The 284-nt window shown below is 72.2% G+C and carries 1 protein-coding gene; it reads left to right on the forward strand.

The annotated features are described in order from the left end of the window. A partial coding sequence (locus tag GWE18_RS42220; protein WP_275191349.1) for an AMP-binding protein occupies positions 1-284 on the forward strand: 284 nt, incomplete at both ends.

Genomic DNA, 284 nt, shown 5'->3' on the forward strand with positions numbered 1-284 from the left:
CTGCCGCTGGACCCGGCCTATCCGTCTCAGCGGCTGCGCCAGGTGCTGGGCGATGCCGCGCCGCAGCTGCTGCTTTGCGATGCGGCCGGCCGCGCCGCGCTCGGCACCGAGGCGCTCGCCGATGTGAGCGTGGTCGATCTGGACCCCGTGACCCCGGCCTGGGCCGAGCTGCCCGCCTGCGATCCCGAGCCGCGCGCCCTCGGCCTCACCTCGCGCCATCTCGCCTACATCATCTACACCTCAGGCTCAACCGGAACCCCAAAGGGCGTCATGGTCGAGCATGC

Source organism: Bradyrhizobium sp. CSA112 (assembly GCF_029051645.1).
Taxonomy (GTDB): Bacteria; Pseudomonadota; Alphaproteobacteria; order Rhizobiales; family Xanthobacteraceae; genus Bradyrhizobium.